10 protein-coding genes are annotated in these 14,294 nt (G+C 63.6%); 7 read left to right on the top strand and 3 right to left on the bottom strand.

Annotation, left to right across the window (positions count from 1 at the left end):
* Positions 1-86: 86 nt before the first annotated feature.
* On the bottom strand, positions 87-1,262 hold the full coding sequence (locus FFS60_RS08675) for an acetyl-CoA C-acyltransferase (RefSeq protein ID WP_028629961.1): 1,176 nt from the start codon (positions 1,260-1,262) through the stop codon (positions 87-89).
* 179 nt (positions 1,263-1,441) lie between these two features.
* Here FFS60_RS08675 and FFS60_RS08680 point away from each other — a divergent pair, with 179 nt between their 5' ends.
* From FFS60_RS08680 to FFS60_RS08695, 4 genes are all read left to right on the top strand, one after another.
* Positions 1,442-3,124, top strand: coding sequence for a fatty acid--CoA ligase (locus tag FFS60_RS08680; protein WP_137821733.1), 1,683 nt, complete (start codon positions 1,442-1,444; stop codon positions 3,122-3,124).
* A gap of 240 nt (positions 3,125-3,364) precedes the next feature.
* Positions 3,365-5,227, top strand: a complete 1,863-nt coding sequence (locus FFS60_RS08685; protein WP_137821734.1) for a DUF1302 domain-containing protein — start codon at positions 3,365-3,367, stop codon at positions 5,225-5,227.
* Positions 5,228-5,258: 31 nt separating this feature from the next.
* On the top strand, positions 5,259-6,626 hold the full coding sequence (locus tag FFS60_RS08690; RefSeq protein ID WP_028629964.1) for a DUF1329 domain-containing protein: 1,368 nt from the start codon (positions 5,259-5,261) through the stop codon (positions 6,624-6,626).
* Between the two features lie 152 nt (positions 6,627-6,778).
* Positions 6,779-9,502 carry a LuxR C-terminal-related transcriptional regulator gene (locus tag FFS60_RS08695; protein ID WP_137821735.1) on the top strand — a complete coding sequence of 908 codons (2,724 nt, stop codon included), beginning with the start codon at positions 6,779-6,781 and terminating at the stop codon, positions 9,500-9,502.
* Here FFS60_RS08695 and FFS60_RS08700 read toward each other — a convergent pair.
* Positions 9,491-10,354 (bottom strand): hypothetical protein, encoded by an 864-nt coding sequence (locus FFS60_RS08700; protein ID WP_137821736.1) that lies wholly within the window; start codon positions 10,352-10,354, stop codon positions 9,491-9,493. The genes FFS60_RS08695 and FFS60_RS08700 overlap by 12 nt on opposite strands.
* Before the next feature lie 87 nt (positions 10,355-10,441).
* On the opposite strand from FFS60_RS08700, the gene FFS60_RS08705 reads away from it, so the two are divergent.
* Both FFS60_RS08705 and FFS60_RS08710 read left to right on the top strand, forming a co-directional pair.
* Positions 10,442-11,104: a TetR/AcrR family transcriptional regulator gene (locus FFS60_RS08705; protein WP_028629967.1), complete on the top strand. Its 663-nt coding sequence runs from the start codon at positions 10,442-10,444 to the stop codon at positions 11,102-11,104.
* An 87-nt stretch (positions 11,105-11,191) separates the two neighbouring features.
* Positions 11,192-12,133 carry an alpha/beta fold hydrolase gene (locus FFS60_RS08710; protein ID WP_137821737.1) on the top strand — a complete coding sequence of 314 codons (942 nt, stop codon included), beginning with the start codon at positions 11,192-11,194 and terminating at the stop codon, positions 12,131-12,133.
* Between the two features lie 135 nt (positions 12,134-12,268).
* Here FFS60_RS08710 and FFS60_RS08715 read toward each other — a convergent pair whose 3' ends face one another.
* Positions 12,269-13,105, bottom strand: coding sequence for a metal-dependent hydrolase (locus FFS60_RS08715; protein ID WP_137821738.1), 837 nt, complete (start codon positions 13,103-13,105; stop codon positions 12,269-12,271).
* 122 nt (positions 13,106-13,227) lie between these two features.
* On the opposite strand from FFS60_RS08715, the gene FFS60_RS08720 reads away from it, so the two are divergent.
* A complete protein-coding gene (locus FFS60_RS08720) occupies positions 13,228-14,247 on the top strand; it encodes an AraC family transcriptional regulator (protein WP_137821739.1) in 1,020 nt (339 codons plus the stop codon).
* Positions 14,248-14,294 lie beyond the last annotated feature (47 nt).

A 14,294-nucleotide genomic window follows, 5' to 3' on the forward strand; every position in this document is an offset into this window, starting at 1 on the left:
GAAAAGGCGCGTTCGGATCAGTGCGCCGGGAACACACAAAAAAAGGCGCGACCAAAGTCGCGCCTTTCTCTTCCCCGCAGTAGCCCTTACAGCAGTTCGATCGCCACTGCAGTCGCTTCACCGCCACCGATGCACAGCGAAGCCACGCCGCGCTTGCCGCCCTTGTTACGCAGGGCGTTGATCAGGGTGATGATGATGCGCGAACCGGTGGAGCCAACCGGGTGACCCTGGGCGCAGGCGCCGCCGTAGACGTTGACCTTGGCGTGGTCCAGGCCGTGTTCGCGCATGGCCAGCATGGTCACCATGGCGAAGGCTTCGTTGATCTCGAACAGGTCGACATCGTCTTTGTTCCAGCCGGTTTTCTTGAACAGGTTGGACATGGCGCCGATGGGGGCCAGGGTGAATTCGCTCGGGTCCTGGCTCTGGGTGGCGTGGCCGACGATCTTCGCTAGCGGCTTGAGACCGCGGCGGGCCGCTTCTTCGGCGGTCATCATGACCAAGGCACTGGCGCCGTCGGAAATGGAGCTGGCGTTGGCAGCGGTGATGGTGCCGTCTTTCTTGAAGGCGGGCTTCAGGCCGGGAATCTTGTCCAGGTTGGCGGTCAGCGGCTGCTCGTCGTCCTTGACCACCACCTCACCCTTACGGGTGGTCACGGTCACCGGGACGATCTCGGCGGCCAGGGAACCGTCGGCGATGGCGGCCTGGGCGCGCTTCAGGGATTCAATGGCGTAGGCGTCCATCTCTTCACGGGTCACGCTGTACCGGTCGGCGGTTTCCTGGGCGAAGGAGCCCATCAGGCGACCGGTGCGGGCGTCTTCCAGGCCGTCGAGGAACATGTGGTCCTTGATTTCGCCATGACCCATGCGCAGGCCGGTGCGGGCCTTTTCCAGCACGTAGGGGGCGTTGGACATGCTTTCCATGCCGCCAGCCACCATCACCGAGTTGCTGCCGGCCTTGAGCAGGTCGTGGGCCAGCATCACGGCCTTCATGCCGGAGCCGCAGAGCTTGTTGATGGTGGTGCAGCCGGTGGTGGCGGGCAGGCCGGCGTTCAAGGCGGCCTGGCGGGCCGGGCCCTGCTTGAGGCCGGCGGGCAGCACGTTGCCCATGATCACTTCCTGCACGTCGGCCGGCTGGATACCGGCCCGGCTGACGGCCTCGCGTATGGCCAGCGCTCCAAGGTCCACGGCGGAAACGCCGGACAGGCTGCCCTGGAAACCGCCCATGGGTGTACGGGCGCCACTGACGATAACGATATCGGACATCTCGAACCTACCTCTGTGGATAACGGGCCGCGACCGGCCGGAGCCCCGGATTCTATCTGGTGACCGAAAGTCGAAAAAGAGTCACTCATCAAATCACTCTTTTGACTGATTTGCGTCTCGCCGATGGGGCCTAAAGTCGAGATCAACAATAAAGTCCCCAACCTCACCAGGTGCGTCTCATGCTCCAGACCCGCGTCATCAAGCCCGCCGAAAACGCCTACGTCTATCCGCTGCTGATCAAGCGCCTGCTGATGTCCGGCAGCCGATACGAAAAGACTCGCGAGATCGTTTACCGCGACCGCATTCGCTACAGCTACGCCACCTTCAACGAGCGCGTCGCGCGTCTGGCCAACGTGCTCACCGAAGCGGGTGTGAAGGCGGGTGATACCGTCGCGGTGATGGATTGGGACAGCCACCGCTACCTGGAGTGCATGTTCGCTATCCCGATGATCGGTGCCGTGCTGCACACCATCAATATCCGCCTCTCGCCGGACCAGATCCTCTACACCATGAACCATGCTGAAGACCGCTTCGTGCTGGTCAACAGCGAGTTCCTGCCGATCTACCAGGCCATCGGCAGCCAACTGACCACGGTGGAGAAAACCCTGCTGCTCACCGACGGTACGGATCACAACGTCGACCTGCCGAACCTGGTCGGCGAGTACGAGACCCTGCTGGCGGCGGCCAGCCCGACGTATGACTTCCCAGACTTCGACGAAGACTCCGTCGCCACCACCTTCTATACCACTGGCACCACCGGTAATCCCAAGGGCGTCTACTTCACCCACCGCCAGCTGGTGCTGCACACCCTGTCCATGGCCGCCACCATCGGTGCGCTGGACAGCATCCGACTGATGGGTACCGATGACGTCTACATGCCCATCACCCCGATGTTCCACGTTCACGCCTGGGGTGTGCCCTATGTAGCCACCATGCTCGGGGTGAAGCAGGTCTACCCCGGCCGTTACGAGCCGGACATGCTTTGCCGCCTGATGCGCGAAGAGAAGGTCACCTTCTCCCACTGCGTGCCAACCATCCTGCAGATGGTGATGAATGCCCCGACCGCCCAGGGATATGACTTCGGCGGCCTGAAGATGATCATCGGTGGCAGTGCGCTGAACCGCGCCCTGTACGACGCGGCCAAGGCCCGTGGTATCCAGCTCACCGCTGCCTACGGCATGTCCGAGACCTGCCCGCTGATCTCGGTGGCGCACCTCAACGAAGAGCTGCTGGCCGGCAGCGAGGATGAGCGCACCACCTACCGCATCAAGGCCGGCGTGCCGGTGCCGCTGGTCGAGGCGGCCATCATGGACGCCGATGGGCAGTTCCAGCCGATTGATGGCGAGTCCCAGGGCGAGCTGGTGCTGCGCGCGCCCTGGCTGACCTACGGCTACTTCAACGAGCCGGAGAAGAGCGAGGAGCTCTGGGAGCGTGGCTGGCTGCATACCGGGGACGTGGCCACGCTGGACGGGATGGGGTTCATCGAGATCCGCGACCGCATCAAGGATGTGATCAAGACCGGCGGTGAGTGGATCTCCTCACTGGAACTGGAAGACTTGATCAGTCGTCACCCGGCGGTACGCGAAGTGGCCGTGGTGGGCGTTCCCGATCCGCAGTGGGGCGAACGTCCCTTTGCCCTGGTGGTGGTTCGTGACAATCAGCCCCTGGATGCCAAGGCGCTGAAGGAACACCTCAAGCCCTTTGTCGAGCAAGGTCACATCAATAAGTGGGCTATTCCCAGCCAGATCGCGCTTGTTACTGAAATTCCCAAGACCAGCGTGGGCAAGCTGGACAAGAAACGCATTCGTGTCGACATCGCTCAATGGCAGGCCGCCGGCAGCACTTTCCTCTCCGCTCTCTAAGCAGCACGGGCCGCGCCCTCTAGGGTGCGGCCCGGCAACCAAGCAAACGCTTGGCTTGTTAATTGCTGCGTTCTGAAAATTACTGGCTATCTTTCCTACCGAAGGATCGGACTAATCCGTCGAAAGGTGCGGGCCAGAGTGTCTGGGGGTTCCAAATCACACTTTCGAGGGATCAAGCGCTAATACCCGCTGGCTATAGTCCGCAACCATCAATAACAAAAAACACATGGAGTAGCGTCGATGACAACAACCACAACGTTCTGGCGCCTGGCAAAGCTGCCACTGGCCGTCAGCCTCGCTTCCACGCTCGCTGCACCGGCATTCGGCGTGACGTTCAACATCGGTGAAATCGAAGGTCAGTTCGACTCTTCGCTTTCTGTGGGGGCCAGTTGGTCCACCGCCAAGCCGAACGAGGACCTGATCGGCGTCAACAACGGGGGACGTGGCTTGTCGCAGACCTCCGATGACGGCCGTCTAAACTTCAAGCGTGGGGAGACCTTCTCGAAGATTTTCAAGGGCATCCACGACCTCGAGCTCAAGTACGGCGACACCGGTGTCTTCCTCCGTGGCAAGTATTGGTACGACTTCGAACTGAAGGACGAGAGTCGTCTGTTCAAAGACATCGACGACAACGGCCGCAAGGAAGGCGCCAAGTCTTCCGGCGCCGAGCTGCTCGATGCCTTCATCTACCACAACTACAACATCGCCGACCTGCCGGGCTCCGTGCGCCTGGGCAAACAGGTGGTGAGCTGGGGTGAAAGTACCTTCATCCAGAACGGCATCAACGTCATCAACCCGGTAGATGTAGCCGCATTCCGCCGCCCTGGCGCCGAGGTCAAGGAAGGCCTGATCCCGGTCAACATGTTCTATCTGTCCCAGAGCTTGACCGACAACCTGTCCGCCGAGGGCTTCTACCAGCTGGAGTGGGACCAGACGGTGGTCGACAACTGCGGCACCTTCTTCTCCCAGCCGGACGTGGTGGCTGATGGCTGCGACGACAATCTGCGAGTGCTGCGTAGCCGCTCGAGCCTGCCACCGGGCGTACCGGAAATAGCAGCAGGACTTGGCGTGGACGTCGACGAGGAGGGGATCCTGGTACGTCGTGGCCCTGACCGCGATGCCGACGACGATGGCCAGTATGGCCTGGCGTTGCGCTACTTCGCCGAGGAGCTGGATACGGAATTCGGCGCCTATTACATGAACTATCACAGCCGCCTGCCGATCTTCAGCGGCTCTGCGGCTGCCCAGAGCGTCTTCGACCTGGCCGCCAGCCTGCCGCCGGCATTTGCCGCCCTCGCGCCGCTATTGGTTGCGGGCAACTCCCAGTACTTCATGGAGTACCCAGAGGATATCAAGCTGTATGGCTTGAGCTTCTCTACAACCCTTCCCACCGGTACGGCCTGGAGCGGCGAAGTCAGCTACCGTCCCAATGCACCGGTTCAGCTCAATACCACCGACATCCTCTTCGGCGGCCTGACACCCCTAGATCCCACCGTGTCGCCGCTCCAGGCGGTCCCGGGCACTGACACCCACGGTTACCGCCGTAAGGAAATCACCCAGCTGCAGACTACCTTCACCCATTTCTTCGATCAGGTGATGGGCGCCGAACGCCTGACGTTGGTCGGTGAGGTCGCGTGGACTCATGTCGGTGGCCTGGAAAGCTCCAGCAAGCTCCGTTATGGCCGCGATCCTGTGTACGGTCCGGGCGAGCTGCCGACTGCCGGCCGCTGCGAAGCGCTGAACCAAGGCACCTTGACTGGTGGCGGCGGTCCGCTGAACAACGTCAGCCGCTACTGCGAGAACGACGGTTTCACTACCTCCGACTCCTGGGGCTACCGTGTCCGCGCCGTGTGGGATTACAACGACGTGTTCGCCGGCATCAACCTTAAGCCGAACGTCGCCTGGTCCCATGACGTCGACGGTTACTCGCCCGGCCCAGGCGCCAACTTCGAGGAAGGCCGCAAGGCCGTCAGCCTTGGTCTGGATGCCGAATATCAGAACACCTATACCTCCAGCCTGTCGTACACCAACTTCTTCGACGGCAAGTACACCACTGTCGAGGACCGCGATTTTGTCGCCCTCAGCTTCGGCGTGAACTTCTAAGCGGACTGGAATCTTGAGGAAAACCATGAAAATGAAAACAACAAAGAGTCTGCTGCAAACTGGCGTGCTGGCGCTGTCCATGCTGGCCACCGGTGTCATGGCTGCGGTATCGGCCGACGAAGCGGCCAAGCTGGGGTCCACCCTGACCCCGCTGGGCGCCGAGAAGGCCGGCAATGCTGACGGTTCCATTCCCGAGTGGACCGGCGGCCTGCCGAAGAATGCCGGCACCGTTGATGCCAAGGGCTTCCTGTCCGACCCGTTCGCCAGTGAGCAGCCGCTGTTCACCATCACTGCGCAGAACGTCGACCAGTACAAGGACAAGCTGACCCCTGGCCAGCTGGCGATGTTCAAGCGCTACCCCGACACCTACAAGATGCCGGTGTTCAAGACCCATCGTTCGGCCACCGTCCCGGCCAGCGTGCTCGAGGCCACCCAGTACAACGCCACCAACACCAAACTGGTCGAAGGCGGCAACGGCCTGGAAAACTTCCGTACCGCCAACCCCTTCCCGATTCCGAAGGATGGCCTGGAGGCGATCTGGAACCACATCACCCGTTATCGTGGCGGTAGCGTGCGCCGTCTGGTGACCCAGGCGACCCCGCAGCCGAACGGCTCCTACAGCCTGGTGTACTTCCAGGACGAGTTCACCTTCCGCGACAAGCTGAAGGACTACGATGCGAGCAAGCCGAGCAACGTGCTGTTCTACTTCAAGCAGCGTGTGACTGCGCCGTCCCGCCTGGCCGGTAACGTGCTGCTGGTGCACGAAACCCTCAACCAGGTGAAGGAGCCGCGCCTGGCCTGGCTCTATAACGCTGGCCAGCGCCGCGTACGCCGTGCGCCGCAGGTGTCCTACGATGGTCCGGGCACCGCTGCCGACGGCCTGCGTACTTCCGACAACTTCGACATGTACAACGGTGCGCCGGACCGTTACGACTGGAAGCTGGAAGGCAAGAAGGAGATCTACATCCCCTACAACAGCTACAAGCTGGATGATCCGAAGCTGAAGTACAGCGACATCGTCAAGGCCGGCCACATCAACCAGGACCTGACCCGTTACGAGCTGCACCGCGTATGGCACGTGGTAGCGACCCTGAAGCAGGGCGAGCGCCACATCTACGCCAAGCGTGACTTCTACATCGACGAAGACACCTGGCAAGCCGCTGCCATCGACCACTACGACGGCCGTGGCACCCTGTGGCGCGTGGCTGAGGCCCATTCCCAGTATTACTACAACCATCAGGTACCGTGGTACACGCTGGAAAGCCTCTACGACCTGCTGTCCGGCCGTTACCTGGCGCTGGGTATGAAGAACGAGGAGAAACAGTCCTACGACTTCAGCTACACCGCTGGCGAAAGCGACTACACCCCGGCGGCCCTGCGTCAGGCGGGCGTTCGCTGATCCCCTGCAACACCTTGTAGCGAAGCCGGCCTCCGGGCCGGCTTTTTCTTGTCTGTACTTCCTTCCCGCCGGGGCTTCTATTGGGTCCCCTGAACCGCTAGGCTCGTTCAGGTTCGCGCCCCTGTACGCACAACATTCCTAGAAGCTGGGTGATGACCGTCCTGACCAGTTCGCGATCCATGACACCGACCGCTGCTCCCGTGGCAGATGCGCGCTTCTTTCGCCCGCCGCGCCCTGCCGGCCATGTCCCGCGTCCGCGCCTGTGCGAGCGCCTTGCCGCTGGCCTCGACGGCCGCCTGCTGATGCTCAGCGCGCCGGCTGGCTTCGGCAAAAGCTCCCTGGCCATCGAGTTCTGCGAAAGCCTGCCGCCCGGCTGGCGAAGCCTCTGGCTCAGCCTGAGCCGGCGTGACAGCGATCCGGGGCGCTTCCTCGAACGTCTGCTGGACGGCCTTCGCCAGTTCTACCCGGGGCTGGGTGATGAAGCCATGGGCCATCTGAAAATGCGCCAGCGCCACCAGCCCTTCGCCTTCGAGCAGTGGCTGGATGGCCTGCTCGACGAAGTGGCCGAACACCTGGATGCCAACCAGCCGCTGTTGCTGGTGCTGGACGACTATCACCTGGCACAGAACGCGGTGCTCGACCGCTGCCTGCAATTCCTCCTCAACCACCTGCCCGACGGTTGGGTGCTGCTGGTCACCAGTCGCCAGCGCCCGGATTGGCACCTGGCCCGGCTGCGCCTGTCGAGGCACCTGCTGGAGCTGAACGAGCAAGACCTGCGCCTGACTGAAGACGAGTGCCTGGCGCTGTTGAGCAGCCAGGGTGCGAAGCTCGAAGGCGACGACCTGGACGGTTTGCTCCAACGTAGCGAAGGCTGGGTCGCCGGCCTGCGCCTGTGGCTGCTTGCAGGCCAGGAAGCCCCTGCCAGCACTGAGGTGGAGCGGACCACCCATGGTGACGAAAGCCTGATCCGTGAATACCTGCTGGAGGAAGTCATCGAGCGCCAGCCGCCCGAAGTCCAGGCCTTCCTCTTTGAAACCGCCCGCTTCGAGCGTTTCTGCGCCGAACTCTGCGATGCCGTGCGCGAAAGCCACGACAGCGCCGCCATCCTCCGTTACCTGCAGGCCCACCAGGTGTTCCTGGTTCCCCTAGACGAACAAGGCCAGTGGTTCCGCTATCACCACCTGTTCTCCGACCTGCTGCGCAGCCGCGGCACCACGAGCCTGGCGCCGTCCGGCATGCACTTGCGCGCCTGTCGCTGGTTCAGCGCGCGCGGCTTGCTGGATGAGGCGGTGGAGCAGGCCTTGCGTGCCGGCCAGCCCGATGTGGCGGCCTCGCTGGTGCAGAACCTGTCTGAAGAACAGCTGCTGGCCAACCAGAACATCGCCATGCTGCTGCGCTGGAAGATGGACCTCCCCGACAGCCTGCTGTCCAGCACGCCTCGCCTGATCGTGCTCTACAGCCTGGCCCTGGGCCTGGCCTGCCAACTGGACGCAGCGGAAGAGCTGGCGAGCAACCTTGCGCGCTTCCTCCCGGCACCAGACGCCGTGCAACAGCGCAGCCTGCTGGTGCAGTGGCAGGCCATCAGCGGCCTGATCGCCCGTGGCCGCGGCGACATCGAACGTGCCGAACATTTCTGCACCGAAGCCCTGAGCGCGTTGCTGGCCGAGAACTACGGCCAGCGCCACTTGTGCCTGTCCTTGCTGGGCAATATCGCCCTGGTGCGCGGCGATCTCTGGCGCGCCCGTGGCCTCAATCGAGAAGCCCTGGAATTGGCCCAGCGAGGGGCCAATCCGCTATTCGAGGCGCTGGTTCATTACGACCGCGCGCGAGTGCTACAGGTGCGCGGCGAAACGCTGCGCGCCCAGGCCGAAGTGCAGAGCGGCCTGGAACGCCTGCGTGGCGTGGAGGTGCCCAGGGCCTGCGTGGCGCGCGCGCGGCTGATGCTTTATCAGGGTTTCCTGCTCTGCATGCGCATGCAGAACCAGGCGGCGCGCGTCAGCCTGCAGGCGGGTATTGCCGAAGCCCGTGCCTGCCGCGACATCAGCCTGTTGATCGGGCACTGTGCCCTGGCCGCGCTGGAAGGCCGCGAGGGCCGCTTCGCCGCCGCTTTCGCCCAACTCGCCGAAGCTGAACGGTTGATGCACATCTGGGACGTGCCGCCGGTCTACTACCTGGCCATGATCACCCTGTCCAAATGCGAGCTGTGGTTGGCCCAGGGACAGTTGGAACTGGCTGAAGCCTGGTTGCCGCGTCTGGCGGAAACCTATGCCGGCGAGGGGGCTGCCGCCGCCCCCGAGTTCCATCCGCTGCTGCCGCTTTGCATCGAGCAGCAAACAGCCGCGTTGGCCCGCGCCCAGGGCCGCACGGCAGACGCCGAAGCGCTTCTGCGCGGTCTGCTGGAAAAGACCGAACGCCAGGGCGTGATGCATGTAGCGCTGGCCGCTCGACTGCAGCTGGCGAGCCTGCTGCGCTCAAGTCGTGAGCGGGAGGCCATCGCCCTGCTGGATCGCGCGCTGGAGTCCTTGCCGGGCGGTGCACTGCTGCCCTATCGGGAGCTCCTCGAGCAGCACCCGCAGTGGCTGCGTGAACAGCTGGCTACCCGTTCACCGGACGACGTACGCGACTTGCTCGACCTGCTGCCGGGTGTCGAGGCCGTGTTGCCGGTGGATGTCGGAACCGCCGAGGCGTTAAGTTCACGGGAGTTGGCGGTGCTGCAACTGATTGCCCAGGGCTGCTCGAACCAGGAAATCAGCGAGCGCCTCTTCATTTCGCTGCACACGGTGAAAAGCCACGCCCGCCACATCAACAGCAAGCTGGGTGTGGAGCGACGTACCCAAGCAGTGGCGCGGGCCAAGTCTCTCGGTTTACTGCGCTGAGGCAGCGGGCGGTGCCGAAAGATCAAGCGCCGGTTTGGCTGGCTTGGGCGCCACGGGCCTGGACAATTGGGTGTCCACATCCTGCTGAATGCTGACCAGTACGGGCAGCAGATCGGCCATGTTGCCGCGTACCTCACTGTATGGGTGTTTCTCGGCCAGATCGGCGACGCGCGCCAGCAGTTGACCGCGCACCTCCGCCGGCAAGTGCACGAAGAGTTCCGGCAACTGTTTGCCCAGTTCGGCGCTGTAAAGCACCAGGTCCTCGCGGTTGAACTGGCGCGTCAGGCCCAGATAGTCCAGCGCGCTGGACGTCAGCATGGCGGCCGCCGCCTTGGTTTCTTGCAGCCCCTGCAGGCGAATCGGGCTGCTCTGCTCCTTCTCTGAAAGCGTCATCCAGAACTCCACCGTAAGGGTGAAGAGGATGGCCTGCTGGCGCAGGGAATAGGTCATCAGGCCCAGTGCTTCGGCGCCGTAAGGCTGCTGCGCGGCCTTGAAGTCGAAATACAGGCGCATCAGTTCCTTGAGCTGGAAGAGCACCTCGCGCGCCTCGTTCTGCCGCAACTCCAGCGGTGCGTAGATGTTCAACTGCGGCTTGAAGTTTTCCTCGCTGACCATGCGCGTGTAGATGGGCCCGGTGAACTCGCCGCTGCGCCGGGGCAGTGCGTTCACCTGAGTGGTGTCGATCGTCTGCAGCGCCAGGATCAACTGATGGTACTCGGCGCTGGCCCAGGGGCGCTGGATGTCCGGGATCTTCTGCCCCAGGTAGAAAAGCTCGGCGGCCGGTGCGCGCAGGGCGAGAACCAGCAAAAGGATGGCCAGCGGCCAGAGCAGGGGGCGTGTTAGCGTCATCAGTCAGGACAATCCTGCGGGGGAGGGCCGGCCAAGAGTAACGAGGCCGCGCTGTGTCGTCACCCGCGCCTTGGTTGGGGAAGCAGGCTGATGGAAACAAGCGAGCAGGGTGCCGTACGCGCAGTGTTCGAGGACCTGGGGGGCTTCAACGCTGTGCGCCAGCAGGGCGAGGGTGAAGGGCTGCTCGTAGGCCACCTGCTGCGCGCCAATATCCAGCTGGCGGCCATTCCGGTCTTTGCCCGCAAGGGCATCGCCGAGACCACGGTGAATGACCTGCTGGATGCCGCGCGGGTTTCTCGCCGGACCTTCTACAAGTACTTCGCCAACAAGATGGATGTGCTGGAAAGCATCTACCGCACGGCGGTGGTCCTGCTGCTGGCGCGCTTTCGCGAGATGCAGGACGACGCCGGCAGCGCCGAGGCCTGGCTACGTGGCATGGTGGCGCGTTTCTTCGACTACCACCTGGCCGTGGGCCCCATCATCCGCCTGATGCAGGAAGAAGCCCTGCGCGCCGACTCCCCGCTCGCCAGTCATCGCCAGCGTGCCCATGAAGAAATGGGGCGCTTGCTCGCCGAGCGCCTGCACGGTGAAGGTGACGAACGCGATCCGCTGACCTATCGGGCGCTGATCTGGGCCATGGAAGCGGCGTCTCTCGAGCTGCTGACCGGCGCTGCGACCGCGATTGAGATCGAGCGGGCCAAGACGGTGCTGGGGGACCTGTTGATCGCTGCACTGCGGCCGCGCGCTGCCTAGCGAGCAGACACATCCTAGGTTGGGCGCGGTTGGCGCGGACGCATGCTGTGATAGGCCCTCGATAACAACAATCACGAGGTGCCCCGCATGTCCGCATCCAGCTTGCCGCTGTCGCCGCCGCTTGCCGCCGGCTTCGCCCGCCTGGGCTTCGGCTCACTGCCGCTCGACCGCCTGAAGGCGCGCTACGCCAGCGCCGACAGCGGTTCGCGCTTCATCGAGCTGGATGGCTTCAACGTCCACTACCGTGATGAGGGCAGCCGCGACAAACCGGCCTTGGTCATGATCCACGGCGTGGTGGCGTCCCTGCACACCTGGGATGGCTGGGTGGAGGCCTTTGCCCCGCACTATCGCATCATCCGCTTCGACGTACCGGGTTTCGGCCTCACCGGGCCCAAGCGCAATGGCGACTATTCCGCTGAGCGCATGATCGGCATCCTCGGCCTGCTGCTGGACTTCCTGGGGGTGGCCAAGGCCTCCATCGCCGGTAACTCCCTAGGCGGCTACATCGCCTGGAACTTCGCTCTGACCCAGCCGCAGCGGGTCGAGAAACTCGTGCTGATCGATCCGGCCGGCTACCCGATGCGCAAGGTGCCCTGGATGATCGCCTCCGCAGCACTGCCCGGCGCCACCCTGGCCATGCCGCTGTGGATGCCGAGGGCGCTGATCGCCCAGGGCATCAAGGAGGTCTACGGCGAACCGGGCCGGATCAAACCCGGCGTGGTGGACCGCTACTACGACCTGTCGCGCCGCCCGGGCAATCGTCGGGCGATGATGGACATCTTCCGCGTGCTGCTGAAGGTCAACGGCACGGAGCTGGAGCACAGCGGCCAGCGAGTCGCGCAAATCAAGGCACCGACCCTGCTGATGTGGGGCGAGAAGGATCGCTGGATATCGCCAAAGCACGTACCGCTCTGGCAGCGCGATCTGCCGGGCATCCAGGTGAAGACCTATCCGGGGGTAGGGCATATCCCGATGGAGGAGATTCCGCAGCAGAGTGCGGCGGACGCGATGCGGTTCTTGCTGGGCTGAGATCGGCGCAGGCTCCGATCCTGTATGGACAACCCCCTCTCCCTTTGGGAGAGGGCTGGGGTGAGGGAGGCAGCCACCACTCCGAGTACAAAAGAAAACGGCCCCGAAGGTCCGTTCTCTTCAATCACGAAAACCTCAAGCCGCGCTCGCCTGCGGCACATCGAACTCTTCCCGCGTCCTGTACAGCAGATCCAGATTGTCGTGCTGCCACGGGTGAAAACCCTTCTTGAAGAAGTCCAGGTAGGTGCGCACCAGCGGCCGGAAGATGCCGTTGCGGCCCCACATCCAGCTCAGACCGTCGCGCCAGACACGCCAGTTCCACAAGAGGCCGTCGCGCTTGAGCATGTGGGCCAGACCGCGAGTGGTGTCGAGCACGAAGAAGAAGGTGCCCATCACCATCGCCCGGCGCAGCAGGCGGTGGCTGCCGCAGACCTGGTTGTACACGTCGAAGGCCACTGCCTTGTGCTCGGTTTCTTCCAGCGCATGCCAGCGCCACAGGCGTGCCATGGTCGGGTGGGCGCCGGCCATGTAATCGGGGTTCTTCAACAGACCGTCGGCCATGATCGCGGTGATGTGTTCCAGGGCGGCCGTAGCGGCCAACTGGCGGCGGGCGGAGAACTTCTTCTGGGTGTAGCGGATGCGCGCCTGGGCACGGCGTTCGATGGTGCCGATGTCATAGCCCAGCTCGCGCAGGCGGTTGCTGTATTCCAGGTGCTCACGGCTGTGATGGCCTTCCTGGCCGATGAAGCCGCGGATCTGCTCCTTCAGTACCGGGTCGTCGATCTGGTCGCGGAACTGGCGCACCGAGTCGATGAAGAAACGTTCGCCGTCGGGGAAGAGCACCGACATCGCGTCGAACAGGTGGCTCTTGAAGGCATCGCCGCTGTGCCAGTGGCGGGGCAGCGGGCTGGGCAAATCGAAATCCATGTGGCGCGGACGGATAACCAATCCTTCGGGTGTGGTGCTGGCCATGGGGGCTCCTTGAGTCTGTTTGGACCATGGTCCCACTATCGGCTTGCCGGGTTTTGTCGGACAAGGTTATCTTCTGCCAACCTTCGGGTCATATCCGGCCACAACCAGAACACGATGCCAATATGAAGCAACCGCTGACTTTCTCCGCCGAATTGGTCCCCGTCGCCTATGCCGAAGCCTTGCTCGGCCTGGCCGAGGAATTGGGTGTGGCCCGCGAGACTTTGTTCGCCAGCGCCAGGGTGCGGCCGGAGCTGCTCGGCAACCCGAATGGCCGGTTGTCCTTCCTCGATTTCAACCAGCTTGCCGGCGCGGCCTTGCACCTGTGTCGCGAACCGGCCCTGGGGCTGATTCTGGGCCAGCGGTTGAACGTCTCCACTCACGGGATTCTCGGTTATGCGGTGCTCTCCAGCGCGAACCTGGGCCGTGCTCTGCAGTTTGCGCTGAAGTATTACCGGGTATTGGGGCTCGCCTACGAGCTGGAACTGGTGGAGCAGGGCGACTGCCTGCAACTGCGTGCCATCGAATCCTTCCCGATGGGACCCTTGGGGCGATTCGCCGGTGAGGGACTGCTAGCCAGTGTCTTCAGCATCGCGCGCTTTCTGGTGGGTGAGGAACTGCGTGGCCAGCAGGTGGGCTTCGCCCATTCGGCACCGGCTTACGCGGCGCGCTACGCGGAGGTGTTCGGCGTCTCGGCGCATTTCGAGCAACCCTGCCACTGGCTGAGCCTGCCCAAGAGTTACCTGGAACGATCCATGGCCCTGGCCAATCCGGCCACGGTGCAGATGTGCCAGCAGCAATGCGAAGCCCTGCTGGCCACCCTGGACGTGCAGGACGCGCTGCTGACTCGCGTGCGCCGCCTGCTGATGGCGCGCCCCGGTGATTTCCCCGACCTCGACGGCGCCGCCCGCGCCCTGCACACCAGTGGGCGCAGCCTGCGCCGTCACCTTTCGGCAATGGGCACGAGTTATCAACAGGTGTTGGACGAGGTGCGCAAGAGCCTGGCCTTGCAGTACCTGGGCACCACCCATCTGCCGTTGTTCGAAATCGCCAACCTGTTGGGCTTCAGTGACCCCTCCAACTTCCGCCGTGCCTTCCGCAAGTGGACGGGCAAGCTGCCGAGTGACTATCGCGCAGGGCCATGAGACCCGGTTGCCTGGCCGGTCTGTCTCCATGGAGGATGGCGGCGCCA

This window comes from Pseudomonas sp. D(2018) (assembly GCF_005502555.1).
Taxonomy (GTDB): domain Bacteria; phylum Pseudomonadota; class Gammaproteobacteria; order Pseudomonadales; family Pseudomonadaceae; genus Metapseudomonas; species Metapseudomonas resinovorans.

Coding starts and splice junctions, on each gene's coding strand:
- FFS60_RS08705 (WP_028629967.1), top strand. CDS start 10,442: ATGGAAACAAGCGAGCAGGGTGCCGTACGCGCAGTGTTCGAGGACCTG.
- FFS60_RS08675 (WP_028629961.1), bottom strand. CDS start 1,262: ATGTCCGATATCGTTATCGTCAGTGGCGCCCGTACACCCATGGGCGGT.
- FFS60_RS08710 (WP_137821737.1), top strand. CDS start 11,192: ATGTCCGCATCCAGCTTGCCGCTGTCGCCGCCGCTTGCCGCCGGCTTC.
- FFS60_RS08685 (WP_137821734.1), top strand. CDS start 3,365: ATGACAACAACCACAACGTTCTGGCGCCTGGCAAAGCTGCCACTGGCC.
- FFS60_RS08715 (WP_137821738.1), bottom strand. CDS start 13,105: ATGGCCAGCACCACACCCGAAGGATTGGTTATCCGTCCGCGCCACATG.
- FFS60_RS08680 (WP_137821733.1), top strand. CDS start 1,442: ATGCTCCAGACCCGCGTCATCAAGCCCGCCGAAAACGCCTACGTCTAT.
- FFS60_RS08690 (WP_028629964.1), top strand. CDS start 5,259: ATGAAAACAACAAAGAGTCTGCTGCAAACTGGCGTGCTGGCGCTGTCC.
- FFS60_RS08720 (WP_137821739.1), top strand. CDS start 13,228: ATGAAGCAACCGCTGACTTTCTCCGCCGAATTGGTCCCCGTCGCCTAT.
- FFS60_RS08695 (WP_137821735.1), top strand. CDS start 6,779: ATGACCGTCCTGACCAGTTCGCGATCCATGACACCGACCGCTGCTCCC.